This is a genomic window from Acinetobacter sp. WU_MDCI_Abxc222, assembly GCF_025514755.1.
Lineage (GTDB): Bacteria > Pseudomonadota > Gammaproteobacteria > Pseudomonadales > Moraxellaceae > Acinetobacter > Acinetobacter geminorum.
Map to the genome: position 1 here is coordinate 35,165 of NZ_JAHPVG010000003.1, position 23,525 is coordinate 58,689.

Here is a 23,525-nt window from a genome sequence, read left to right on the forward strand (position 1 = left end):
GTTCACAGCCCTCTGACGTATGTTTAAAAGTATGAAATAAACAGAAGAGGGCAATCATGAAATTATTATTTAAGTCACTTGTCATCAGCAGTAGCCTTGCAGCGGTCAGTTTAATGCTTCCTTTGAGCACCTTTGCAGATACCAATACTAAACCTGTCGCTGTTGATTCTATTGATATTAATAAATACGCAGGTAAGTGGTATGAAATTGCGCATTTACCGATGTTTTTTCAGCGTAATTGTGTAGCCAATACAACTGCAAACTATTCTATTAACGCGGACAAAACTGTTGGTGTTTTAAATAGCTGTACGACAAAAAAAGGCGAAATGATCTCATCTGAAGGAGTTGCTTATCCGCAAAATGAAGGCAACAGTAAATTGAAGGTGAGCTTTTTACCTTCTGGTCTTAGATGGATTCCTTTTACAAAAGGCGATTACTGGGTTTTAAGAGTTGACCCAAATTATCAGGTCGCTTTAGTGGGTGGCCCAAGCCATAAATATTTATGGATTCTTTCTCGTAGCCCTCAACTTGATGAGGCGACATATCAATCTTATCTGCAAACCGCAAAAAGCTATGGCTACGACGTTTCTAAACTCGTTAAAACAACACACTCTAAATAGTGAAATGCTGGTTGCGTAGATGCTTATATTTATCTCGTAACCGAGTGAACTTCACATAAAATTCATTGCGCATTTTCTAAATTAGAACCAAAAGAAATGCTTTAGATCAGGAAGAATCAATGTCTAAATTTTTTCTGCGCTGGATCGATAGCTGGTCAGATTCAGAAAATGCGCAAATGGGTGCTTCTAGCGAATATGTCATTGAAAAGAAAATTCAATGGTTAAGAATTATTCCTTTTATTTTATTACATATCGCTTGTTTAGCTGCATTTTGGGTGGGCGTATCTTGGTTTGCTGTGATCTTCATGCTGGGGTTTTATTTTCTTCGCATGTTTGCAATTACTGCTTTTTTTCACCGCTATCTTTCGCATAAAACTTTTCAAACCTCACGTATTGTTCAATTCATTTTTATACTGATCGGAACCATGAGTGCGCAGCGCGGGCCGTTATGGTGGGCAGCACATCACCGTTATCACCATCACTTTACCGACACCGATCAGGACCCGCATTCAGCGAAAGCAGGCTTTTGGTATTCGCATGTAGGCTGGTTTTTAAATGAGCAAAATTTTGCCACTCGAAAAAAAGTCATTAAAGACTGGTTGAAATATCCAGAGCTAATTTGGCTAGATCGATTTAGTTTGCCTATTGTGATTTTGACGGCCTTAGCAATTTATGGTTTAGGTTCGTGGCTTGCACAACATTTCCCTGAGTTGGGCACCAATGGTTTACAGCTTTTAGTGTGGGGATTTGTGATTTCCACTGTTCTATTAACACATGCAACCTTGTGTATTAATTCACTCGCTCATCGTTATGGCTCACGTGAGTTTAACACCCCAGATGATAGCCGTAATAACTTCCTACTTTCTTTAATTACCTTGGGTGAAGGATGGCACAACAACCATCACTTTTACGCAGGCAGTGTGCGACAAGGTTTTTATTGGTGGCAGATTGATATCACTTTTTATGTGCTCAAACTGATGTCTATATTTGGTTTGGTGTGGGGGCTAAAGCCAGTACCAGACAAGGTTTATCAATACAAAAAGATTAAAAACCTATCGATAGAAAAAATTGAAAACGGTGAAGTGTTATGAAAATTGCCATTATTGGTTCGGGGATATCTGGACTTTACGCAGCTTGGAGATTGTCAGAACAACATCAAGTCACTGTGTATGAAAAAAATAATTATTTTGGCGGTCATACTGACACTCACGAGCTAGAGATAAAAGGCACTAAAGTCGCGGTAGATAGTGGTTTTATTGTGTTTAATGACTATAACTATCCGTTATTTACCGACATGATTAAAACATTAGGCGTAGAAACTCAAAGCAGCGATATGAGTTTTTCTGTGAATAATCTGGTCAGTGGACTTCAATATAATCCTTCAAAAAAATGGTCGCTCTTTGCCCGTCCGCAGAATTTTTTAAACCGAAAATTTCTGCAAATGCTCTCAGATTTGCTGCGTTTTTATGATGACAATAAAGATATAGATGTGGCGGATATTGATCCTAATTTATCGATTGAAGAGTATTTGGACCTTCACAAATATAGTCATGAGTTCCGTTATGAGCATCTTTATCCGATGTGCGGTGCTTTATGGTCGGCACCCGTTGAGCAAGTAGGACAAATTCCATATCGATTTGTGGTGAGCTTTTTTCAACATCACCGCATGTTGCAGTTAAAAGACCGCCCACAATGGCAAACAGTTAAACATGGTTCGGCAAGCTATATTCGTGCTATTCAAAAGAAATGCCGATCCATTGAGTGGAAATTTGCAGAAGTAAAAGCTGTGAGTCGTTCACCAGAAACTGTGTTGATCGAAACCGTTGAAGGGCAAGCCCAATATGACTGGGTGATTTTTGCAAGCCACGCTGACGATAGCTTAAATTTAATTAAAGATGCGTCAGAACTTGAACAAGAAATATTAAGCCAATTTGGTTATCAAGATAATCGAATGGTCGTCCATCGTGATCTTTCAATTATGCCTAAAAGCCGTTTGCAGTGGGCAAGCTGGCATGTACATGTAACACCAACTTCTCAAGTTCAAAACGAAGTGTCCAACATACATTATGGTTTTACCTACTGGATGAACAATTTGCAGAATTTATCCTGTGCTACGCAAATTTTTTCTACTTTAAATCCGAATATGAAAATCAAAGCCGAAGACATTTTGGTTGAGCGGCAATACCGACATCCCGTATTTGATGCAAAAGCGATTCAAGCTCAATCTCGTTGGCACGAAATTAATGGGCAAAATCGGACTTCGTTTTGTGGAGCATATTGGGGCTGGGGCTTTCATGAAGACGGTGCCCGCAGTGCAGCACGTGTTGTTGAGCAACTCTTAGCGTTATAAGAATAAGTAAGGAGCTTTCAAATGTTATTAAATAAACTTGCTATCGCTCCTGCGCTTATTCGTCATCGGCGTTATAGCCCTAAACCGCATGAGTTTACATCGACCTTAAATTATTTATGGTTTGATCCAGATCAATTAGTTGATATTACAAAAAATTGTTCACTCTGGTCGACGGATCATTGGAATGTATTAAAGCTATCTAAAAATGATTTTTTAAACATGTATCACGGTTCTATAAGGGACAGAGTAGAGAAAGCGATACTGCAAAATAATCACTTACATCTTCGGCCAGACTGGGAAATCCGAGTCTTGGCTTTGCCTCGTTGTTTAGGTTTTCGGTTTAATTCGGTCGTATTTTATTTTGTTTTAAATAAAGCCGGAAAACCGTTATTTATTCTTAGTGAAATTACCAACACCCCATGGAATGAACGAAAAGTCTATACACATGACTGTATAAAACAACAAAGTCAGGTGGGTGATTATCAGAGTTTTGATTTTAACTTTGAAAAATCATTTCATGTTTCGCCGTTCATGCCCATGCAGTTGACTTACCGTTGGCGATTTAGTTTTTCAGATCAGCAGAATGTCATTCACATGCAGCTTTTTGAAGAGCAAAAACAAGTCTTTGATGCCACTATGCGCTTTGAGCTTGTGCCCATCACATTTCCTTCACAGCAATATCGATATGCTCTTATAAACAGCCTAGCGCCTTTTAAAATGTTGTTTTCAATATATTTAGAGGCATTTAAGTTGTGGCGAAAAAAAGTTCCATTTTATCGTCATCCTAAAAAGATCAAGGTAGATAAGACATGATAAAAACATTTCTTTATGGTGAAGATGACTCACTACCGTTATTGCTCAAGAGTCTTCTCAAATTACGTCATGGACAGATCACTTTTCAGGGCGCGTGGAATGGGACGGCCGGTGAAGTTTCAGACTTACATGCTGTGATTGAAGTTCACAATCCTTTATTGATGGATCTCATTTTAAAAAATGGTGTTTTGGGAGCAGCAGAGGGCTACATTCGTGGTGACTGGAGCAGCGAGAACCTTGTCGAGTTGATTCAGATTTTGGCACGTAACCGAGCTGTATTAGACCAAATCAACCAGAATGTTATTGCTCAAGCGAGCCAGTTTTTTCTTAAAGCTTGGTATCAAAATCGAAAGAATTCTATAAGTGGTAGCCGTAAAAATATTGCCGAGCACTACGACTTAAGCAACGACTTTTTTAAATTATTTTTAGATCCGTCTTTAATGTATTCGAGCGCCGTTTTTGAAAATGAAAACATGACACTCGAACAAGCATCTGATTTAAAAAAAGAGATCATTTGTAAAAAGTTAGATTTAAAACCACTAGATCATTTGGTTGAAATTGGAAGTGGGTGGGGTGGTTTTGCAATTTATGCAGCTCAACATTATGGCTGTAGAGTAACCACCATTACCATTTCACAAGCTCAATATGATGAAGCGGTTACTCGTGTAAATGAAGCTGGCTTGGCACATCGAATTGATGTGCAACTTAAAGACTACCGTTTGCTCGAAGGCAAGTTCGATAAGCTGGTTTCAATTGAAATGGTTGAGGCGGTTGGTGCGCAATATTTATCGACATACTTTGATCAATGTAAAGCACTCTTAAAACCGAAAGGGTTGGCATTTATTCAAGCCATTACTATTGAAGATTTCCGGTATAAAAAAGCATTAAATACAGTTGATTATATTAAGCGCTATATTTTCCCGGGTAGCTTTATTCCTAGTGTGAGTGTATTAACTAAAACTGCTTCTGAGAGTGGTTTAAGGTTAAAGCATTTAAATGATATTGGTTTAAGTTATGCACAAACACTTCATCACTGGCGAGCGCGGTTTTTAGCAGCGCGGGAACAAGTATTGGCTCTAGGTTTTGATGAAAACTTCATTCGCATGTGGGATTTTTATTTATGTTATTGCGAAGGTGGTTTTAAAGAAGGCGTGATAAGCAATGTTCACTTGTTGTTTGAAAGTACCAGTTACTAAATCAAACAGCTCAAGTAAGGAGACTGCTCATGTTTTGTAATTTACTGATTCTAGATTTAATGATCATGTTGCTGAGCTGGCTACTTGCCACTCTAAATGGCCGAGCTGGAATAGTAGATGCTGCATGGAGTTTCTGTCTGGCAGTAAACATTATTGTGTCTTCTTTACTCATTTCAGTTGCCCCAGTTGAAGTGCGTCTTTTTATCGGTATTTTTAGCGGCTTATGGTTTTTAAGATTATTTTGGCATCTGTTAAGACGTTATCAATCTGAACAAAAAGAAGATGGCCGTTACGCGAGCATGCGTAAAGCGATGGGTAAGTTTCAGCATATTGGCTTTTTATTCTTTTTTATCTTTCAAACACTTTTAGTGCTTTTGTTCTTTTTGCCGATGTGGATGCTCCTCAATGTAGAGGCAACTGAATGGAGTAGAGGATATAAAGTCGCTTTAGTAATTGCAGCTGTCATCATGGCAATTGCTTTCATTGGAGAACAACTCGCTGATCAGCAATTATACCGATTTAAATTAAATCCAGATCATCATGGCAAAACGATGGATCAGGGTTTATGGCGTTATTCACGTCACCCCAATTATTTTTTTGAATGGTTACATTGGTTTGCCTATCCAATTATTGGTTTAGCGGCAGGCCAATATCTATTGTGGATTTATCCGTTACTGATGTGGCTATTTTTATATTACGTCACGGGTATTCCATTTAGTGAAAAACAAGCAATTAAAAGTCGCGGTCAAAATTATCTTGATTATCAACAAAAAACATCAATGTTTATTCCGCGAAAACCCAAAAAATAGGTGCGCATATGGATTTTATTGTTCATCAGTCTTTGAAAATTGTTGAAAGTGGTGTGATTCCAGATCATGCAATTCGAGCTGCAATTCGTGCTTTAAGTAAAAAGCGCTTAATCCAAGAAGGCCGTTATGACCCTGAACAAGGGGCGCAGCGCTACATGGATGTGCTTAATATGCTGAAGAAGAGCGAAATCGCCGTTGAAACGGATAAGGCAAACGAGCAGCACTATGAATTGCCGACCGAGTTTTTTCAGGCGGTGCTTGGAAAAAGACTCAAATATAGTGCGTGTTATTTCCCGACTAAAACCACAACTTTAGATGAGGCAGAAGAGTTGGCTCTTCAGATTTATTGTGAAAGAGCACAACTTAAAAACGGTCAACACATTTTAGAGTTAGGCTGTGGTTGGGGCTCTTTAACTTTGTGGATGGCAGAAAACTATCCACGCTCACAGATTACGGCTGTTTCAAATTCTGCAACGCAGAAAAAGCATATTCTTCGGCAAGCAGAGTTGAGAGGTTTAACCAATGTTGAAGTGCTCACCTGTGATGTGAATGTACTCCAATTAGAACAAAACAAGTTTGATCGTGTTGTATCGGTTGAAATGTTTGAACACGTTCGTAATTACAAACGTCTTTTTGAAAAAATTCAGGGCTGGTTAAAAGCAGACGGCTTACTTTGGTGTCATATTTTTTGCCATCGCTTTTTACATTATCCTTTTGAAGTGAAATCAGATTATGATTGGATGTCCAAGTATTTCTTTACTGGCGGTTTAATGCCTTCGACTTCGACTTTTTTGCATTTTCAAGAGCATTTAGAGTTGGCTCAACAGTGGCAGTGGTCGGGTGAGCACTATATGAGAACGGCAAATGCTTGGCTTGATAACATGGATAACCAAGAAGTCGAACTGAAGCCCTTGTTTAAAAAAATCTATGGAAAAGATGCCAATATTTGGTGGCAACGCTGGCGTATTTTCTTCATGGCTTGTGCTGAGTTATTTGGTTTTGAGCAAGGTCAAGAATGGGTCATTGGTCACTTTTTATTTAAAAAGCGATCATAGTAATTTCTATAGCCTATCCCGGCGATAAAGATATGATAAAAAATCGACATGATGGCAAAGCGAGTCATCCATTAGCCCAAATGTTCAATCGATATTACTGGTTGCAGATTGGTCTGATTGCATTATCGATCGTGGTCGGGTTGGCTTGTAGTGCTTGGGTGATTAAGGGCTCTTTACTTAAAACCGCTTTAGAACAGGAAATGGAGCATTACTGGTTACGCATAGAACGTAATCCAAATGCTGATTTACCAGATACTAAAAATTTATATGGATATCGTTGGAATACACAGGTCGCGCCTCAACCTTTTCGGGGAATGCATTTAGAAAGTGGCGTGCACAGAGTATTCGTTGATGGTAAAGAAAGAATGACGGTCTATGGTGAGCGTAATGGTCAGCATGTTCTGTTGGTATTTGGCGAAAGTAATGTTAATAAACTGATCTGGTTATTTGGTCTTGCTCCACTGATGTTCAGCTTATCTGTTTTATATAGCTTTTTGTGGTGGTCAAATCGAAGAGCAAGACGCTATTTTTCTCCAATTACACGTTTGGCGAATGCTTTAGAAAATATTGATTGGGCACATCAAGACACTCAAGCATCACCTTTTAGAGATATTAATACCAATGGCAATATGGAAGCTGAATATCTCAAACAAGCTTTAGAAAAATATCATCAGGTTTTAAGTGATTTTATTCGACGCGAAAGAGAATTTACTGGAGATGTGAGTCATGAGTTACGCACTCCACTCACCATTTTGAAAGGTAATGTGCAACTGTGTCAGGCGAAATATGGAGACGATAAATCCTTAGTCCGTCTTCACAATACAATTGAAGATATGCAGTTGCTCGTTGATACCTTACTTGCGATTGCACGTAATACGGTACAGAGCTTGCCATCTGAGAAAAATTTATTATCCAAAACAGTAAAGGATTTAGTTGAAAGTTTAGAAGTGATGAGTGTGAGTAAAGGAATACATATTAGTATTCATCCAGACTCAGCTGAACAGCCACGCTGGTTATATCCTTCTATGACTCAAATGGTTTTAGGTAATATTTTACGTAATGCGCTTAACTATTCTCAAGGTTCACAAATCGACATTATTCAACAAAAAAACAGCCTGATTATTGCAGATAACGGAATTGGAATTTCTTTACCTAACGATGTAAAGGTGCAAGAGCTCAGCGACACACAACTTTCCTTAAAGGCTAAAGGTCATGGCATTGGTTTGCAATTGGTACAAAAGCTTTGCAAGCAATTAGGATGGAGAGTGGAGCTGTTTGATCGGCAGTACTATTTAACCACTCATCCTGAACTCGATTTGGAGCCAACCACAGGCTTAATTGTTGTGGTCTATTTAAGTTAAGTCGCAGAATCTTCCAAAGCAATTTTTAAACCGACACCTGCCACTGTATGTAATAGTTTAGGGTCGAAAGGTTTATCAACCATTTTTCTTAAGTTATAAATGTGACTGCGTAACGCATCGCTTTCAGGTTCTTCGTCGCCCCATAATTCCATCATCAGTTCTTGCTTGGTCACCACTTTTGGAGACTGACGCATCAAAATTTTTAATAGTTTAAATTGAATAGGGGGTAACTCGATATTATTTCCAGCACGAACCACGGTTTGAGTTGCGCTATCAAGAATTAAGTCGTGAATCTGAATTTTATGGTGAGTGACTTCGCCAGCTGCTCTTTTTATTAATGCACGAATCCGCATTACTAGTTCATTAAAATCAAAAGGTTTTACTAAATAATCATCTGTGCCAGCAGTAAAACCTTTAAGTTTGTCATCTAAAGTATCTCTTGCTGTTAGCATAAGAACGGGAATATCAACGCCTTGTTCGGTACGTAGCCAGTTACATAGGTCATAACCCGAGCCATCGGGCAAATTTATATCGAGCAACAAAAGATGATAATGCTGAGATTTGAGAAAAGTCCGTGCAGCATCTAAATTACGTGCATGATCGACAACATAATCATGCACTTCAAGAAATTCGCAGACCGTTGCTGCAAGTTCAAAATGGTCCTCAACCATGAGGATAAAGTGATTACCCATGAGATTTTATTAAGCCATTAATTTAATAATTGTTGTTTTAATTTAGCATTAAACGGTTCGCTACCAAACCAGATTTTAAAATATTGATTTGCATTCGGATTGTTTAAAGAGCCGAGTAGCTTCTGATTTAATTTCAGTTCTAGTTTTTGATTTTCATGTTGATAGTTGAGACTATAAAGATCTCCACTCTTAATTGGCCTATATAGTTCATTAATATGATTAAGCGGGGATTTCGTATCAAAGCCGCTAACATTTTTCTTCAAAAAGTGGGTGGCTGCGCGTTTAAATGCCCACTCGGGAATATCGCGGTTATAGCTAAACTCCATTTTGATGCTTTGGCTTTGCCAATTTTTTAGGCAATCTTCAGCAAAGTAACTGACATTTCCCACCTTCTTGCTCGTTACCATTAAAGGTGCTGAACTGCATTTTTTTAGTTCAGCCGCATTCGCTTGAGATACGATTAAGATTCCTAGAAATATCAAGATTCGACTTTTTTGAACGGCAATATCCATTTATATACTCCTCCGAATATGGGTAAAGAACGGTAGAGGCCATTCGCTGGATCCCAATAATCTTGCTGGAAAATAATTTTTTGTTGGTCATTAATCTTAATTTGACTAATTCCATAAGAAGCCATGGTTTTTGAGCGGCCTAGCATTTTAAAGTCATAAGTCATGTACCAATGAATATAGGCGGTATCTTCGTGATGAGTTGCACTAATGAGTTTTACCGTGACATTATTCACTCGGGCATTCATGCCTTCAAAATGCTTAATGAGATCTTTCTTTTGAGAGAACTGCGAGAGTGTATCGTTGATATAAAGTTGATCAGCGTAAAGATTACTCGCGTTATTTACAAAAGAAGGGGTACCGAGCGTATTAAATGCAGCGACAAAACGATTGCCGACATCTAGCGCCTGTTGGTCATCTAATTCTATACCAGTAATTTTTTGTTCAGCTTTGCCATAGTCACCTGAGTAACTAGGCACACTTTTACACGCCGTTAAACCTACCAAAGTAATCAACCCTAGGGCTGTAGTTATAATTTTCATGTCGATATCCAAGCCAACTTTATAAGATCAAATTAAAGAGCTGGTCGTGAATTTTGCGTGAATTCTTATGTTTTATGATTTGGGATTTATGAAGGAGTTTTCTGTTTTGGGAAGTTCATAAATAAGGTCTATTGAACTTAAACATTTCTCTGGCCTCCACAGCTTTTCATATTAATAAATGGGAGAAGCTAGAAATAAACTAAGAAAGCAATTTTATTCTAGCTGCGCTTTACCCATAAGAGATATAGATAAGTTTTGCATAAATAGAAGGATTCAATAATGAAAACAATCGGCTTATTAGGCGGAATGAGTTGGGAATCTACAGCGCTTTATTATCAGCAAATCAATAAAATGGTTCATCGTAAATTAGGAAAATTGCACTCAGCTAAGGTCATTATTAATAGTGTCGATTTTGAAGAAATAGCAGCCTTGCAAGCGAAGGGTTTATGGCAAGAAGCTGGCGCATATTTAGCTGAGCAAGCACAAAATTTAGAAAAAGCAGGAGCAGATTGTATTTTGGTGTGCACTAACACCATGCATAAAGTTGCTGCACAGATTGAAGATTCAATTACCGTTCCTTTCTTACACATCGCTGACGCAACGGCAAAAGAAATTTTGAGTCAAAACATTGGTAAAGTTGCACTGTTAGGAACAGCTTTTACAATGGAGCAAGATTTTTATAAAGCTCGATTGCAGGATTATGGAATTGATGTGATTATTCCAAATGAAGAAGATCGAAAGACAGTCCATCGCATTATTTATGAAGAACTTTGTTTAGGTGTAATTAACCCCGATTCTCAGCAAAAGTACATTGCTATTGTAGAGAGGCTCATTGCTGAAGGAGCTCAAGGAATTATCTTAGGTTGTACCGAAATTTGTATGTTAATTGGCGAGCTTAAATTCTCGGTTCCTTTATTTGATACCACCACTATTCACGCAAAAGAGGCAGTAAGTTTTAGCTTGAGTGAAAATAAAAATTCTCATAGCACCAATTTAAATATATCTGCTGCAATTGCTGGAAATACTGTTTAGCAATATTTGGAATATCCTTTGTCATTAAACGTTAAGCTTGTGTCGTCAAATGTAAAGTGGTCCATATCCTAACTGTTGTAATTTTGGTTATTGCTTTTATAGGCACTCAATAAAAAACCAAAATATGGAATAGGACATGACGTTGACGAAAGCTATACGTTTCTATGGAACAGGAACGCCAGAAGTAATGCGCTATGAAGATGTAGAAGTAGGAGATCCAAAAGCTGGAGAAGTACGCCTACGTCATGTGGCAGTCGGTTTAAATTATGCCGATACATATTTTCGCAATGGAACTTATCAAATTCCAATGCCTAATGGCATGGGCGTCGAAGCATCTGGTGTTATCGAAGCTTTAGGTGAAGGAGTAACTCAGCTTAAAGTAGGTGATCGAGTTACCTATACAGGTTTTTTAAATACGTTAGGTGCATATAGCACCCACCGTTTAATTCCAGCAAATGCTTTAATTAAATTACCCGAAGAAATTTCTTGTGAAACAGCGGCAGCCATGACCATGCGAGGGTTGACCGCTGCTTATCTAATGCGCCGCATTTATGACTTTAAAGCGGGTGATTCAATTTTATTACATGCAGCCGCAGGTGGTGTTGGGCTGATCGTTTCTCAATGGGCTAAATTACTTGGCCTAACTGTTATCGGGACCACATCTTCAGAAGAAAAAGCTGCTGTAGCACGAGCTCATGGTTGTGATCATGTCATTAACTACAGTCATGAAAATGTTGCGGAGCGTGTACGTGAGTTAACAGGCGGCGTGGGGGTAAATGTCGTTTTCGATAGTGTTGGCCAAGCCACTTTTATGAGTTCATTAGACTCTCTCAAACGCCGTGGTTTGTTGGTCTGCGTAGGAACAGCATCTGGTCCAATTCCTGCTTTTGATCCCGTATTACTCGCTGTGAAAGGTTCATTGTTTGTCACACGTCCAGCTTTGGCAGATTACATTGCAGATCCTGCCGAGAAGAAAGAACTGGCAAATGAATTATTTGATCATGTTCGACATGGGCGAATCAAAATTGAAATTAATCAGCGCTATGAGCTAAAGGATGCCGTGCAAGCTCATCGTGATTTGGAAGCACGTAAAACAATAGGTTCATCAATCTTTGTAATTTGAAGGGATTTCTTATGCAAATTGAACAGTTAACTTGCAATATTGGTGCAGAGCTTAGTGGTGTCAAGCTCGCTGATGCGATTTATGATGATGGATTATTTACTGAAATTCGCACACAACTACTTAAACATCGCGTGTTGTTCTTGCGAGATCAGCTCTTAACCCGTCAGGATCATGTGGCTTTTGCAGAAAAATTTGGACCGCTTGAAGATCATCCCGCGGTAGGCAGCCATCCTGATCATCCGGGTTTGGTGCAGATTTATAAACATCCGGAAAGTCCTGTCGATCGTTATGAAAATGCTTGGCACAGCGATGCAAGCTGGCGCAAGGTTCCACCGATGGGATGTGTGCTGCACTGTGTTGAATGCCCACCTGTAGGTGGTGACACCATGTGGACTAATATGGTTATGGCCTATGAGTCTTTACCCGACGATATTAAGGCTAAGATTGCAGACTTACGTGCCTACCACAGCATAGAAGCGAGTTTTGGTGCGGCTATGCCACTTGAAAAACGCTTGGACTTAAAAGCAAAGTTCCCTGATGCTGAGCATCCAGTGGTACGTACTCATCCTGAAACGGGCGAGAAAATTTTATACGTCAACGCGTTCACAACCCACTTTAGTAACTATCACACCAAAGAGCGCGTTAGATTTGGACAAGATGCCAATCCGGGCGCAGCTGAACTACTGCGTTACTTAATTTCTCAAGCGTATATTCCAGAGTTTCAAGTGCGTTGGCGTTGGAAGCCTAACAGCATTGCCATCTGGGATAACCGCAGCACACAACATTATGCAGTCATGGATTACCCACCTTGCCACCGAAAAATGGAACGGGCCGGCATTATTGGTGACGCGACCTATTAAGTCTATAGGTTAATAATTTTATCTAATTGAAAATTCTAAAAAATATATGAGGAGATGCACATGCAATTCTTTGACGACTCATTGCACCCAGAAAATATGGAAAAAGTGGTAATCACGGTTGCGCCGTATGGACCCGAATGGATGCCAGAAGACTTTCCCGAAGATATTCCAGTGACCATGGATGAGCAAATACAAAAAGCAGTTGAGTGCTATGAAGCAGGCGCGACAGTGCTGCATTTACATGTCCGTGAGCTTGATGGCAAAGGCTCTAAACGCTTGTCAAAATTTAATGAACTCATCGCAGGTGTTCGTGAAGCTGTACCTGACATGATTATTCAGGTGGGTGGTTCGATTTCATTTGCACCAGAGAGTGAAGGTGAGGCAGCTCTATGGTTAAGTGATGACACCCGACATATGTTGGCCGAACTCACTCCAAAGCCCGATCAGGTTACGGTGGCAATTAACACCACACAAATGAATATTATGGAATTGCTCTATCCTGAATATTTAGAAGGGACTTCATTGGCACATCCAGCGACTCAGGCAGCATATGCAGAGATGACTGTGCCAGCAGGGCCTGCATGGGTTGCCGAACATATTAAACGCTTATGTAAAAACAATATTCAACCGCACTTTCAATTAACGGGTATGCATGGTCTTGAGACGTTAGAACGTATGGTGCGTAAAGGATTGTACATGGGGCCGTTAAACTTAACTTGGATTGGAATCGGCGGTGGTTTTGATGGTCCAAACCCATTTAATTTCTTTAATTTTATTCATCGCGTACCCGATGGATGTACTTTGACATCTGAGTCTCTACTCAAAAATGTTTTGCCTTTTAATACCATGTCGATGGCAATGGGTTTACATGCCCGTGTGGGCAACGAAGACACGATCATTGATCATCACGGACGCCGTTTTTCATCTGTAGAGCAAATTAAGCAAACCGTTCGAATTGCTCATGAACTAGGCCGTGAAATTGCCTCAGGAAAAGAAGCCCGTGAAATTTATCGTATTGGGGTGCAATACAACAGTATTGAAGAAACCCTAATCGCGAATGGTATGGCACCCAACCGTAAAGCAGGGCAAAAGGGCGTGCCGCAGCGTAAATAATGTGACAAGGTCTAACGGAATTTAGACCTCAATTGTAGTGCAGCTTATTCGCTTTGATTTTAAAAGTGCCTTGCTGCACTAGCTAAATAGAAATTATAAAAAATACAAGGAGGTCGTATGAATGCACATCAGTATTCAGATCAGATGAGCGATGTTGATTCGTCAATCAGTATACCTCGTCGTTATGCATGGCTTGTTTTTGCTTTGACATTTGGTCTGCTCATTTCAGATTACATGTCTCGACAAGTCTTAAACGCAGTTTTTCCTTTACTTAAAAATGAGTGGTTGCTCAGCGATAGTCAGTTAGGTTTGCTCAGTGGCATTGTCGCCTTAATGGTGGGTTTATTGACTCTGCCGTTGTCATTAATGGCAGACCGTTTTGGGCGAGTGAAAAGCTTGGCCATTATGGCGACGTTATGGAGTTTGGCGACTTTAGGATGTGCGCTTGCTGAAAATTATGAGCAGATGTTTATTGCTCGTTTTATGGTTGGTGTGGGTGAGGCTGCTTATGGCAGCGTTGGAATCGCCGTGGTTGTGGCTGTTTTTCCACGAGAAATGCGTGCAACACTCGCCAGTGCTTTTATGGCGGGTGGCGTATTTGGCTCGTTTTTGGGTGTGGCTTTAGGTGGTGTACTTGCACAGCATTTCGGTTGGCGTTGGGCTTTTGGAAGCATTGCTTTATTTGGTCTCATTTTGGCTTTTCTATATCCAATTTTAGTGAAAGAAAACAGAATAAACGCAGCACCTCAAAATAAAATTCGTAGTAAAACTCAGCACATTAAAAGCCCTTTAAAAACTTTATATTCAAGTCGTTCAGTCATTGCCACTTACATTGGTAGTGGTCTGCAATTATTTGTTGGTGGCACAGTAATTGTCTGGATGCCGAGTTATCTCAATCGCTATTACGGCATGAGTACCGACAAGGCAGGTGTGATGGCAGCGATCATTCTGCTATGTAGTGCAGTAGGCACAATTCTATGCGGCATGTTGTGTGACTATTTGGGCCGTAACTGTCCAGATCGTAAGGTCAGTTTAGCGATTACATACTGCTTGCTCGGTTGTGTTCTTTTATTAATTGCTTTTGCTGTGCCTGCGGGACGTAACCAGTTACTTCTCATTTGTCTCGGAATGTTTATTGCTCTAGGAACCAATGGTCCATCTAGTGCCATGGTGGCTAATCTCACACATAACTCAGTTCATGGCTCTGCATTTGCAACACTCACCTTAGCTAATAATTTTCTTGGTTTGGCTCTTGGTCCTTTAGTCGTTGGCAAAGTATCTGATGTGATTGGTTTACATAGCGCATTTCAACTCATGCCGTTGGTCAGTATTGCAGCCGCAGCCATATTTTTTTATGCCAAACGCCATTATCACAAAGATATCTCACGCTTTGAGCAGCAAGGAATAACTGAGCTCAAAAATCATTCAGATAACCAAATCCAAAAATGCGGGATGAATAACAAATGATGATTCGGCAATTACATATTGATGTATTTTTTGACTTTATTTGTCCTTGGTGTTTGATCGGAAAACGTCAGTTACTGATCGCTATAAATAGATTTTATCAGCTTCACCCCAAAGTCAATGTTATCGTCTACTGGCGAGGTGTTCAGCTTATACCTGATTTAGCTGTTGAAGGTGTACCTTTTCAAACGTTTTATTTGAAACGGTTAGATAGTTTGACAGCAGTTCGTATGAGACAAGAACAGGTCAATAACGCTGCAAATAAAGTTGGGCTCAAGATCGATTTTGAGCAAATTAAACGCATGCCAAATACAGCCAAAGCTCATCGCTTATTTGATAAAGCTTTAAAGATAGGAACTCCTGAGCAGTGCAATGCGTTGTTAGAACAACTCTTTGCTGCATATTTTTATGATGGGTTAGACATCGGAAATACCACCACTTTATACAAAATCGCCAAACGCTGTGGTTTCCCGCGTGAACTGATCAAAGATTTGCTTATTCAAGACCATCAAGATTTTATCTCTGCAAGTACAGGAGGTAATGGCGTGCCTTATTTTATTTTTGATCGTGCTTCTGCATTGGTGGGCGCGCAATCAGCAGATGCGCTTTATCAAGCGATGCAAGAGGCAATGCTGGCACAAGGAGAGTTGATATGACCAACCGATTTGAAGTGCCTTTTGAGAAAATACCGCATTCAGGTGAGCGGGCTTTTTTTAAAATTGGAGATAAAACTCTCGCACTATTTAACGTTGCGACTCAATTTTATGCAATCGATGACAGTTGTCCTCATCAGGGCGCATCGCTATTTAGTGGACGTCTAGAAGGACGAGTGATTCAGTGTTGTGCCCATGGTCTACGCTTTGATTTAACAAATGGCTGTTTGGTTAATTCTGCTCAGCTCAAAGTTGCAACCTATCCCGTAGAAGTGATCGAGGACAAGGTATTTATTGTGATCGGTTGTGGGGAAAATCATGAGTAGTTTAGTTTTGAAAAAATTTTCCCAACGTACAAGAGAATTGGCACCAGGCTTTGTGGTCAGTTCGGTCGTTGCTGCGGCTGCCTGTTTTTTATCAGAGCATTATGGCGCGCCAGTTATGCTATTTGCACTACTGCTCGGCATGAGCGTGAATTTTTTAGCGGCTGAAAGTAAATGTAAGGCAGGTATCGAGTTTACCGCACGTAGTGTGCTGCGGATGGGCATCGCGTTACTCGGTATGCGTATAACTTTAGGACAAATTACCGCACTAGGTTGGCAACCAGTTGCGTTAGTTGTCACTTTGGTTGTTGTCACAATTACAGTTTCTGTTATTGCCGCTAAAATTTTAGGCTTCCAAAAACTATTTGGCATGCTCACTGGTGGATCAACGGCAATCTGCGGTGCCTCAGCCGCACTGGCGCTATCCGCTGCTTTTCCAAATCATCCGCAAAAAGAAAAGGCGACTTTGTTTACCGTGATTGGCGTGTCGGCACTTTCAACCTTTGCAATGATCGTCTATCCGATGATTGCGAAGTGGCTAGAGTTATCGCCACAAGCGGCTGGTGTGTTTCTTGGTGCTACGATTCACGATGTGGCGCAAGTGGTCGGCGCTGGTTATAGCATGTCTACTCAAACAGGCGATACGGCGACTGTAGTTAAGCTCATGCGTGTGGCAATGCTGCTTCCAGTAATCGTTTGTGCAGCCATGATTACCCGTATGCAAGGAGCAGATTCAACAGGAGAGCGGCCACCATTGCTGCCTTGGTTTGCCGTTGGCTTTCTACTACTCGCTTGTATTAACAGTACAGGATGGATACCAGCAATGGTTCAAAATGGGATCAATGATTTATCACGCTGGTTTTTAGTCATTGCAATTAGTGCTTTAGGAATGAAAACTCAGTTAAAAGAATTAGCATCGGTCGGCATTAAACCGATTCTTTTAATGATCGGTGAAAGCATCTTTTTAGTGATATTGGTTCTTGGGCTTATGCGCTTGTGGTTTTAATTTTAAAAATTAGATTTTTAAGGAAGCTGTGGAGTGGTTCTCCAGCTTCCTTATATTTTAAATGACTTCATTTGGCTTCACATAAAGAGAAATTAATTGAGCAGGGCTTTATTGTGACTACGCCACATATTCGGTGACATACCAAATTGGCTAATGAACCAACGGGTAAAAGAACTCGGCATTGAGTAACCTAAAATATCAGACACTTGAGCAAGTGAATAATTTAGATTTTTTAAATAACGAAATACGAGATCTTTGCGTACTTCATTCATTAAATCACTAAAACTCGTCTGAGCTTCTTCTAATCGACGTTGTAAAGTTCGTACATGAATACCATGTGTTTGAGCGACTTGATCAATAGTAGCGCGGCCCATTGGCAAAAGAAGATAAATACTTTTACGAATATCAAAAATCATGGTCGATTCATTACTATTCTGCAAAATATCTAAATAACGCTGTGCATGGTTAGCCATCGCCAGATTTGCTTGAGGGTTTGTTGTATCAAGTTCAGCCGCCGTACAAACAATGCCATTAAAGTCACTACCAAACTCGAGCGCACAGCCAAAAATCCGCCGATGCAAAGATAAATCATTAGGCGGGTTATGAGTGAAGTGTACACTTAACGGTCGCCATTTTTGCATCATCAGTGCTGCACAAAAACGATGGGTAATCCCTAAAGCAAGCTCAGTCGCTTGACGACTATAACCGCAAGTTGTCGTTACCACTTCTTCTCGAATAACAACCGTATCGTCAATTTCTTCTATATATATTTCAAGTGAGTTGTTGAGTAAATTCCTATAACGAACAATCGTTTGTAGTGCTTCTCTCAAGGTATATTGGTAACTTAATAATAAACTCAGTTCACCAAAATCCGCGATTTCGCGTTGCTCTGCCATATGTAATCCGAAAACATCGCAATTACTCATTTGGGCTGATTCTTCAAGCAAGGTAATGGCTTTATCTACAGGAATACGTTGTTTAAGATCATTCAATTGGGTTTGACTAAGCCCAACACGTGATAATAAATGGTAGGGATTTAGATCTAATTGCTGAGCAACTGCCAAATAATTTTTTAAAGAGGCGGTATGCGCAAGAGGCACCATTTTATTATCTCCTGTTCTTAATCAGCCATATTCCTTACAGCTCATATCTAGTTATAACTAAAATATCCACATTACAAAAGCTTTTATTTAAGAGCCTAATCGTGATGTCTATTTAATTTTAAACCTGTTCTTTTAATTCATTTGTAATTACAAAAACTATTTTAATTAATTTACGAACTTTAAAAAAGATGTGTCGTCAAATGAAAAGTCCGTGACGTCTTATGTACACCATTAACTGAAATGAGCCTTTATTGTGAGTGGAGTTTTATAAAAATTCTTATGCATCCTAGATGGCAAAATTCACAGGCGTCGAAATGGAAAAAATACAAACCAAAGCAACAATTTTAATTATTCCGGGGTTACGCGATCATGTTCCCGAGCATTGGCAAACAATCTTAGAAACAAAGCTAGCAAAGGTTCGCTCTGTACCACCTGTGCAAACCAATAAACTCAATTGTGAAAATAGAGTTGCTGCTATTCAGGCACAACTCGAACAAATACAAGGGCCTGTCATTTTGGTTGCACACAGCGCAGGCGTGTTGATGACAATACACTGGGCTGCAAAATATCAAAGACCAATTCAGGGTGCTTTACTTGTAGCTCCCCCTGACTTAAACGAAAGCTGGCCAGAAAATTATCCAAGCCCAACTGTACTTTATCAAGAAGGATGGAGTCCTTTACCGAATCAAACACTACCTTTCGACAGCATTTTGGTTGCAAGCACCAATGACCATTTAGCTCGTTATGAAGTTGTAAGTGAAATGGCAGAAAAGTGGGGGAGTCAACTCGTAAATTTAGGTGAAGTAGGGCATTTAAACCCTGCATCTGGCTTTGGCTATTGGCCTTTAGCTGAACAATTCATTCAACAATTAGATCAGGTCGAACAACCTGCCTAGTACAAAAAATACCTGCTTATGTAAACCATTTAAAAGCCAATGGATGGCTTTGGGTAATAAGCAATAAATAAGAAAAATCATATTTATAGGGAGATAATATGATGGGTCATTACGTCTATTTAAATCAAAGAAATAATCACGTTTTATATATTCAAAAAATAGGTGTCTCATTAAGCCTAATTTTATTCATGTCTAAAGCAAATGCAGCCAATTTTGATATTGATAAAGACTGGAAGTTCGAGACAAGGACGACATTAAGCTTAGGTGCTAGTTGGAGTACACAAGACCCATCCGTTTCATTACTTTATCGGCCTGATGCAAACAAAATAGGCAAACAAGGCGCTAGCATTGATGTGAATGGTGATGATGGGCGTATGAATTTTAGTAAATATGATGCCATTTCACAGATCATCAGAGGCATAACCGAAGTTAAGCTAAATGGAAAACAGCAGGGTGCGGTCATTAGCACTAAATACTGGTATGACCATGCTTATGAGACAGGGCACGGAGACTTTAAACCCTTTAATGATTCAGCGTGGCCAAGGCTCGCAAAGTTCAAAGGTATCGATTTATGGAATGCTTATATATGGAAAGATTTTGAACTGGGCAGTGGAAAAAGCATCAATTTAAAATTAGGCAAACAGACTTTAAATTGGGGGAAATCTCAGTTTTTTCAAAACGGTTTAAATTCGGTGAGTGCATTTGATTTTGCCGCGATTAACCGACCGGGTGGGGATGCAAAAGAAAGAATCATTCCAACCGAAATGTTTTCATTCGACACAAGCATTAATAAAAATTTGAAAATAGAAGGGTTCTATCAATTTAAATTTAGACCTTCAGTTGTTGATGGTAACGGAACTTTCTTTGAGATTTCAGACTTTGTGCCCGAAAATGCAGGTCCAGTTCTGATTGCTGGAGGTGGAGATAAATTATCGGATACCGCAATTCGTTTACGTACCTATATTCCACGTGCAGAAAGTAGAAAAGCAAAGGATAACGGCCAATATGGCATTGCTTTAAAACAGACATTACCCAGTTTAAATAATGCTGAGTTAGGTATTTACTATGCGAATTACCATAGCCGTAATGCAAACTTTGATGGAACGGCCGTAACAGCAGCAGGACCCGAACATTTTAATACCGCGAGTTATTTTTCTATCTATCCTGAAAATATCAAAATGTTTGGATTAAGTTTGACTGGGAAAGTTGGAACAACAACCGTTTTTAGTGAATTAACCCACAAACCTAATCAACCTTTACAACTAAACGGCACAGACATTGTCTATGCTCAAGTGCTATCGGAAGGAACACCATTTGCACCGCCGGGAAAAACTGTTGAATTAGGTCAATATATTCAAGGATATGTACGCTTACCCGTAACACAATTTTCGGTTGGAGCAACTGACAACATATTCAATATTTTGGGTGCAAATTCGCTGACATGGTCTACAGAGTTTGCCTTAAACCATATTGCAGATATTGGTAATCATCGGATTGGCCGGACAGGCGCATTTGGTCGTAGTGAGCTTTCAACAGGTGCTTATAATCCTGAAACAGGTGAGTTTAAATGTACGACGTATGGTACAGCTCATCTTACCAATGCAGAAATAGACAATTTAAATGAACGCTTTTGTAATAAAAACGGTTTTTTTAATGAATGGTCATTTGGTTACCGATTACGTGGCGCATTAAATTATCAAGATATTTTACCCTCTACCGTGATTACGCCAAGTCTTAGTTTTAGACATGATGTTTATGGATATAGCCAAAACTTTCAAGAAGGGCAAATGAGTGTAACTGCGGCTTTATCTATGACTTATCAGCAAAAATATACAACAGAGATTGCCTATAATAATTTTTTTGGTTCTAATGAATTTAGCACGATAGATGATCGAGATTTTGTATCATTAACATTTAAAGCTAATTTTTAGTTCAATTATTTTATAAAAAATATAGAAAGACTCGTTATAAATGATATTTAGACGTGGAGGATAAATTTTGAAATTTAGATCAAAAATTGATTGGTGGCTTTTATTAATATTTGTTGTGATCACTGCCAATATCGTTATGAAAATTTATGAAGCAAATTATCATTATTCTTTAGCTTCAAATTTTCCGCACCTCGCCATTTATAGTTTAGTCATTTTGGTTATTTGGCTTCCCATCTTTAATACCTATTATCTAGTAGAAAACAATACCTTAATTATTAGGAGTTTAGTGTTTCGATGGAAAATTAATATTAATGATATTACTCGCATAGAACCTACTCATAATCCACTTTCCTCTCCAGCATTATCGCTAGATCGGCTTAAAATTTATTATATGAAAGATGGCAGAGTGGCTACAGTAATGATCTCGCCAAAAGATAAAGAGGGTTTCTTAAATATGCTACGCAATAATCCTAACGCTAAGTATTAATGTGTCGTTGATAAATAGAGTCTTTTAAATGTCTAGAAAACACTAGTTATGTATTAAAATTTTGAAAATATAGACGGTAATCCTTAGTTTGGTTAAATAAATAAACTATAAGTCTTTCTTCTAAAGCATTACTCTGTGCTTATTGCGAAAAAATAAGAAATGGAGATAAAAGATGCTTACACGTTTTTTAATGCCAATTTTAGGCACTACAGTTGTAGTTCTTGTGGCAGGATGTGCTTCATCCTCTCAATATCCAATTACTGATAGTTATGGGCCAGACCCAAAACTTCCTGAACCTAAATCAAGCCTATTACCAACCGTTAATATAGCCCCAGCAGAAGGCTGGCCGAGTGGGGTAATGCCAAAACCAGCAGAAGGTTTAAAGGTTAAAGCATTTGCCAAAGGACTTGAGCACCCGCGTTGGCTTTATGTGTTACCAAATGGCGATGTATTAGTTGCTGAAACAGATGCACCGCCTAAACCAGAAGACAGCAAAGGTATTAAAGGTAAAATCATGTCTTTTGTGATGAGACGAGCAGGCTCATCTCATCCAAGTGCAAACCGTATTAGCTTACTTCGTGACACTAATGGAGACGGCGTCGCTGACCAGAAAACGGTATTTCTTCAAAACTTAAATTCTCCATTTGGTATGGCATTGGTCGGTAACAACTTATATATCGCTAATACGGATGCACTGGTGCGTTTTCCTTACCAAGAAGGAGAAACTCAAATTACAGCCAGTGGAACCAAAGTATTGGACTTACCGGGTGGTGCCTTAAACCATCATTGGACAAAAAATGTAATTGCTAACCCAGCTGGAACCAAGCTGTACATTACCGTTGGTTCTAACAGTAACGTTGCTGAAAATGGTTTAGATCAAGAAAAAGGTCGTGCACAAATTACAGAGTTTGATATTGCAAGTGGTCAGTCACGCCCATTTGCAACAGGACTGCGTAATCCTAATGGTATGGCTTGGCAACCTCAAAGCGGTAAACTTTGGACGGTGGTTAATGAACGTGATGAAATTGGGAGTGACCTAGTACCCGATTATATGACATCGGTTCAAGACGGTGCTTTTTATGGCTGGCCTTACAGCTACTATGGCCAACATGTTGATGTGCGAGTAAAACCGCAAAATCCGGAAATGGTTGCTCGTGCAATTAAACCCGACTATGCGCTAGGCAACCATACGGCTTCTTTAGGCCTCACATTTTATACAGCCGAACTCATGCCGCAATTTAGAGGAGGGGCATTGATTGGTCAGCATGGTTCTTGGAACCGTAAGCCTCACAGTGGTTATAAAGTCATTTTTGTACCATTTAGAAGTGGGCAACCCTCAGGTCCACCGCAAGATATTTTGACTGGATTCCTCAGCGATAAAGGCAAAGCATATGGGCGTCCGGTGGGTGTGGCAATTGATTTCTCAGGTGCTGTGTTAGTTGCAGATGATGTGGGTAATACGATCTGGCGCGTTTCACCAGTTGCTGAGACGACTTATGAGACTCCATATAAAAAATAAATGGTCTAAATCTCATTTCATGACTTCATTATTTTTATCTTATTTCAACAGTATGAGATAAATAAATA

At 39.5% G+C, this 23,525-nt stretch carries 24 protein-coding genes; 20 read left to right on the forward strand and 4 right to left on the reverse strand.

The window, feature by feature from the left end; all coding sequences use genetic code 11:
- Positions 1-56: 56 nt before the first annotated feature.
- The 8 genes from KTJ10_RS06135 to KTJ10_RS06170 all read left to right on the forward strand — a co-directional run bounded on the left by KTJ10_RS06135 (position 57) and on the right by KTJ10_RS06170 (position 8,204).
- Positions 57-620, forward strand: a complete 564-nt coding sequence (locus tag KTJ10_RS06135) for a lipocalin family protein (RefSeq protein ID WP_068563395.1) — start codon at positions 57-59, stop codon at positions 618-620.
- A 119-nt stretch (positions 621-739) separates the two neighbouring features.
- A complete protein-coding gene (locus KTJ10_RS06140) occupies positions 740-1,711 on the forward strand; it encodes an acyl-CoA desaturase (protein WP_262441586.1) in 972 nt (323 codons plus the stop codon).
- On the forward strand, positions 1,708-2,970 hold the full coding sequence (locus KTJ10_RS06145) for an NAD(P)/FAD-dependent oxidoreductase (RefSeq protein ID WP_262441587.1): 1,263 nt from the start codon (positions 1,708-1,710) through the stop codon (positions 2,968-2,970). The genes KTJ10_RS06140 and KTJ10_RS06145 overlap by 4 nt, the downstream gene beginning before the upstream one ends.
- Positions 2,971-2,991: 21 nt before the next feature.
- On the forward strand, positions 2,992-3,783 hold the full coding sequence (locus KTJ10_RS06150) for a DUF1365 domain-containing protein (protein ID WP_262441588.1): 792 nt from the start codon (positions 2,992-2,994) through the stop codon (positions 3,781-3,783).
- Entirely contained in the window at positions 3,780-4,979 is a 1,200-nt protein-coding gene (locus tag KTJ10_RS06155; RefSeq protein WP_262441589.1) for an SAM-dependent methyltransferase, read from the forward strand. Before KTJ10_RS06150 ends, KTJ10_RS06155 begins: the two co-directional genes overlap by 4 nt.
- Positions 4,980-5,008: 29 nt before the next feature.
- Positions 5,009-5,788 (forward strand): DUF1295 domain-containing protein, encoded by a 780-nt coding sequence (locus KTJ10_RS06160; RefSeq protein ID WP_262441590.1) that lies wholly within the window; start codon positions 5,009-5,011, stop codon positions 5,786-5,788.
- An 8-nt stretch (positions 5,789-5,796) separates the two neighbouring features.
- On the forward strand, positions 5,797-6,843 hold the full coding sequence (locus KTJ10_RS06165; RefSeq protein WP_262441591.1) for an SAM-dependent methyltransferase: 1,047 nt from the start codon (positions 5,797-5,799) through the stop codon (positions 6,841-6,843).
- Between the two features lie 32 nt (positions 6,844-6,875).
- On the forward strand, positions 6,876-8,204 hold the full coding sequence (locus KTJ10_RS06170) for a sensor histidine kinase (protein ID WP_068611629.1): 1,329 nt from the start codon (positions 6,876-6,878) through the stop codon (positions 8,202-8,204).
- Here KTJ10_RS06170 and KTJ10_RS06175 read toward each other — a convergent pair.
- From KTJ10_RS06175 to KTJ10_RS06185, 3 genes are read right to left on the reverse strand one after another with little or no spacing between them, the layout of a single operon-like run.
- On the reverse strand, positions 8,201-8,896 hold the full coding sequence (locus tag KTJ10_RS06175; RefSeq protein ID WP_199976054.1) for a response regulator transcription factor: 696 nt from the start codon (positions 8,894-8,896) through the stop codon (positions 8,201-8,203). The two genes, KTJ10_RS06170 and KTJ10_RS06175, sit on opposite strands and share 4 nt — an antisense overlap.
- Before the next feature lie 17 nt (positions 8,897-8,913).
- Positions 8,914-9,408, reverse strand: a complete 495-nt coding sequence (locus tag KTJ10_RS06180; RefSeq protein WP_262441592.1) for a chalcone isomerase family protein — start codon at positions 9,406-9,408, stop codon at positions 8,914-8,916.
- A complete protein-coding gene (locus tag KTJ10_RS06185; RefSeq protein ID WP_213071439.1) occupies positions 9,375-9,947 on the reverse strand; it encodes a nuclear transport factor 2 family protein in 573 nt (190 codons plus the stop codon). Before KTJ10_RS06185 ends, KTJ10_RS06180 begins: the two co-directional genes overlap by 34 nt.
- A gap of 279 nt (positions 9,948-10,226) precedes the next feature.
- Between KTJ10_RS06185 and KTJ10_RS06190 the strand changes: the two genes are divergently transcribed.
- The 8 genes from KTJ10_RS06190 to KTJ10_RS06225 all read left to right on the forward strand — a co-directional run bounded on the left by KTJ10_RS06190 (position 10,227) and on the right by KTJ10_RS06225 (position 17,521).
- Positions 10,227-10,979: an aspartate/glutamate racemase family protein gene (locus tag KTJ10_RS06190; protein WP_262441593.1), complete on the forward strand. Its 753-nt coding sequence runs from the start codon at positions 10,227-10,229 to the stop codon at positions 10,977-10,979.
- Between the two features lie 136 nt (positions 10,980-11,115).
- Positions 11,116-12,102: a quinone oxidoreductase family protein gene (locus KTJ10_RS06195; RefSeq protein WP_126645863.1), complete on the forward strand. Its 987-nt coding sequence runs from the start codon at positions 11,116-11,118 to the stop codon at positions 12,100-12,102.
- A gap of 11 nt (positions 12,103-12,113) precedes the next feature.
- Positions 12,114-12,962, forward strand: a complete 849-nt coding sequence (locus KTJ10_RS06200; RefSeq protein WP_262441594.1) for a TauD/TfdA dioxygenase family protein — start codon at positions 12,114-12,116, stop codon at positions 12,960-12,962.
- Between the two features lie 60 nt (positions 12,963-13,022).
- Positions 13,023-14,075: a 3-keto-5-aminohexanoate cleavage protein gene (locus KTJ10_RS06205; RefSeq protein ID WP_212511154.1), complete on the forward strand. Its 1,053-nt coding sequence runs from the start codon at positions 13,023-13,025 to the stop codon at positions 14,073-14,075.
- Positions 14,076-14,192: 117 nt separating this feature from the next.
- Complete coding sequence (locus KTJ10_RS06210; RefSeq protein ID WP_262441595.1) at positions 14,193-15,542, forward strand: MFS transporter; 1,350 nt, start codon at positions 14,193-14,195, stop codon at positions 15,540-15,542.
- Complete coding sequence (locus KTJ10_RS06215; RefSeq protein ID WP_262441596.1) at positions 15,539-16,195, forward strand: DsbA family oxidoreductase; 657 nt, start codon at positions 15,539-15,541, stop codon at positions 16,193-16,195. The genes KTJ10_RS06210 and KTJ10_RS06215 overlap by 4 nt, the downstream gene beginning before the upstream one ends.
- Positions 16,196-16,209: 14 nt before the next feature.
- Positions 16,210-16,518 (forward strand): Rieske (2Fe-2S) protein, encoded by a 309-nt coding sequence (locus KTJ10_RS06220; RefSeq protein WP_087087876.1) that lies wholly within the window; start codon positions 16,210-16,212, stop codon positions 16,516-16,518.
- Positions 16,511-17,521 (forward strand): YeiH family protein, encoded by a 1,011-nt coding sequence (locus tag KTJ10_RS06225; protein WP_262441597.1) that lies wholly within the window; start codon positions 16,511-16,513, stop codon positions 17,519-17,521. The genes KTJ10_RS06220 and KTJ10_RS06225 overlap by 8 nt, the downstream gene beginning before the upstream one ends.
- A 92-nt stretch (positions 17,522-17,613) precedes the next feature.
- Here KTJ10_RS06225 and KTJ10_RS06230 read toward each other — a convergent pair whose 3' ends face one another.
- Complete coding sequence (locus KTJ10_RS06230) at positions 17,614-18,624, reverse strand: AraC family transcriptional regulator (RefSeq protein ID WP_262441598.1); 1,011 nt, start codon at positions 18,622-18,624, stop codon at positions 17,614-17,616.
- A gap of 290 nt (positions 18,625-18,914) precedes the next feature.
- Between KTJ10_RS06230 and KTJ10_RS06235 the strand changes: the two genes are divergently transcribed.
- From KTJ10_RS06235 to KTJ10_RS06250, 4 genes are all read left to right on the forward strand, one after another.
- The gene (locus KTJ10_RS06235; protein ID WP_262441599.1) at positions 18,915-19,520 is read left to right on the forward strand and encodes an RBBP9/YdeN family alpha/beta hydrolase; all 606 of its coding nucleotides are present in this window, start codon (positions 18,915-18,917) and stop codon (positions 19,518-19,520) included.
- A gap of 101 nt (positions 19,521-19,621) precedes the next feature.
- Positions 19,622-21,451 (forward strand): DUF1302 domain-containing protein, encoded by a 1,830-nt coding sequence (locus tag KTJ10_RS06240; protein ID WP_262441749.1) that lies wholly within the window; start codon positions 19,622-19,624, stop codon positions 21,449-21,451.
- 67 nt (positions 21,452-21,518) lie between these two features.
- On the forward strand, positions 21,519-21,938 hold the full coding sequence (locus KTJ10_RS06245; protein WP_262441600.1) for a PH domain-containing protein: 420 nt from the start codon (positions 21,519-21,521) through the stop codon (positions 21,936-21,938).
- Positions 21,939-22,110: 172 nt separating this feature from the next.
- Entirely contained in the window at positions 22,111-23,457 is a 1,347-nt protein-coding gene (locus KTJ10_RS06250) for a PQQ-dependent sugar dehydrogenase (RefSeq protein ID WP_262441601.1), read from the forward strand.
- The last annotated feature ends 68 nt before the right edge of the window (positions 23,458-23,525 follow it).

What these genes read in the sequence shown, in the direction of transcription:
- KTJ10_RS06135 (WP_068563395.1), top strand. Translation starts at nt 57, where the DNA reads ATGAAATTATTATTTAAGTCACTTGTCATCAGCAGTAGCCTTGCAGCG.
- KTJ10_RS06140 (WP_262441586.1), top strand. Translation starts at nt 740, where the DNA reads ATGTCTAAATTTTTTCTGCGCTGGATCGATAGCTGGTCAGATTCAGAA.
- KTJ10_RS06145 (WP_262441587.1), top strand. Translation starts at nt 1,708, where the DNA reads ATGAAAATTGCCATTATTGGTTCGGGGATATCTGGACTTTACGCAGCT.
- KTJ10_RS06150 (WP_262441588.1), top strand. Translation starts at nt 2,992, where the DNA reads ATGTTATTAAATAAACTTGCTATCGCTCCTGCGCTTATTCGTCATCGG.
- KTJ10_RS06155 (WP_262441589.1), top strand. Translation starts at nt 3,780, where the DNA reads ATGATAAAAACATTTCTTTATGGTGAAGATGACTCACTACCGTTATTG.
- KTJ10_RS06160 (WP_262441590.1), top strand. Translation starts at nt 5,009, where the DNA reads ATGTTTTGTAATTTACTGATTCTAGATTTAATGATCATGTTGCTGAGC.
- KTJ10_RS06165 (WP_262441591.1), top strand. Translation starts at nt 5,797, where the DNA reads ATGGATTTTATTGTTCATCAGTCTTTGAAAATTGTTGAAAGTGGTGTG.
- KTJ10_RS06170 (WP_068611629.1), top strand. Translation starts at nt 6,876, where the DNA reads ATGATAAAAAATCGACATGATGGCAAAGCGAGTCATCCATTAGCCCAA.
- KTJ10_RS06175 (WP_199976054.1), bottom strand. Translation starts at nt 8,896, where the DNA reads ATGGGTAATCACTTTATCCTCATGGTTGAGGACCATTTTGAACTTGCA.
- KTJ10_RS06180 (WP_262441592.1), bottom strand. Translation starts at nt 9,408, where the DNA reads ATGGATATTGCCGTTCAAAAAAGTCGAATCTTGATATTTCTAGGAATC.
- KTJ10_RS06185 (WP_213071439.1), bottom strand. Translation starts at nt 9,947, where the DNA reads ATGAAAATTATAACTACAGCCCTAGGGTTGATTACTTTGGTAGGTTTA.
- KTJ10_RS06190 (WP_262441593.1), top strand. Translation starts at nt 10,227, where the DNA reads ATGAAAACAATCGGCTTATTAGGCGGAATGAGTTGGGAATCTACAGCG.
- KTJ10_RS06195 (WP_126645863.1), top strand. Translation starts at nt 11,116, where the DNA reads ATGACGTTGACGAAAGCTATACGTTTCTATGGAACAGGAACGCCAGAA.
- KTJ10_RS06200 (WP_262441594.1), top strand. Translation starts at nt 12,114, where the DNA reads ATGCAAATTGAACAGTTAACTTGCAATATTGGTGCAGAGCTTAGTGGT.
- KTJ10_RS06205 (WP_212511154.1), top strand. Translation starts at nt 13,023, where the DNA reads ATGCAATTCTTTGACGACTCATTGCACCCAGAAAATATGGAAAAAGTG.
- KTJ10_RS06210 (WP_262441595.1), top strand. Translation starts at nt 14,193, where the DNA reads ATGAATGCACATCAGTATTCAGATCAGATGAGCGATGTTGATTCGTCA.
- KTJ10_RS06215 (WP_262441596.1), top strand. Translation starts at nt 15,539, where the DNA reads ATGATGATTCGGCAATTACATATTGATGTATTTTTTGACTTTATTTGT.
- KTJ10_RS06225 (WP_262441597.1), top strand. Translation starts at nt 16,511, where the DNA reads ATGAGTAGTTTAGTTTTGAAAAAATTTTCCCAACGTACAAGAGAATTG.
- KTJ10_RS06230 (WP_262441598.1), bottom strand. Translation starts at nt 18,624, where the DNA reads ATGGTGCCTCTTGCGCATACCGCCTCTTTAAAAAATTATTTGGCAGTT.
- KTJ10_RS06235 (WP_262441599.1), top strand. Translation starts at nt 18,915, where the DNA reads ATGGCAAAATTCACAGGCGTCGAAATGGAAAAAATACAAACCAAAGCA.
- KTJ10_RS06240 (WP_262441749.1), top strand. Translation starts at nt 19,622, where the DNA reads ATGGGTCATTACGTCTATTTAAATCAAAGAAATAATCACGTTTTATAT.
- KTJ10_RS06250 (WP_262441601.1), top strand. Translation starts at nt 22,111, where the DNA reads ATGCTTACACGTTTTTTAATGCCAATTTTAGGCACTACAGTTGTAGTT.